1 protein-coding gene is annotated in these 402 nt (G+C 54.5%); it reads left to right on the forward strand.

The window, feature by feature from the left end:
* A partial coding sequence (locus tag AB4Z50_RS36195) for a hypothetical protein (protein WP_441887340.1) occupies window positions 1-237 on the forward strand: 237 nt, incomplete at its 5' end.
* Between the last annotated feature and the right edge of the window lie 165 nt (window positions 238-402).

Genomic DNA, 402 nt, shown 5'->3' on the forward strand with positions numbered 1-402 from the left:
GTGCTGACCAGACTGACCGGGTTCACTCAACAATTGGTACTCAGGGTGTTGCGGACGCCGATTACCAGCCAAGGTTGTCACCATGCGCGGGCCCATGAAAAAACAACGCCCCACCGGATGCCTCCGGCGGGGACGTTGCCCAATCCTCATTTTCATACAGCGACCGTGATGCTTTCGGCATCCTGCAATCTGCACGACCACAGCTTTCAAATTAAGAAGCCATGGCGAAGGAGTTGACGAGTACAAGCGGCACGGTCTGGGCCGCAGGTCAATCACCGTTCATGACCTGTCTGACTCATTGGCTCTCATGCAACGATTCTGTTGTCACGAAAACGCGATGTCCTCGAATCGGTATAGCTTGGTCTCGAAGCATACAAGCGCATCGAGCGCACTCCTTTTGCA

The sequence above is a fragment of the Paenibacillus sp. 2TAB26 genome (assembly GCF_052115145.1).
Classification (GTDB): Bacteria; Bacillota; Bacilli; order Paenibacillales; family Paenibacillaceae; genus Pristimantibacillus.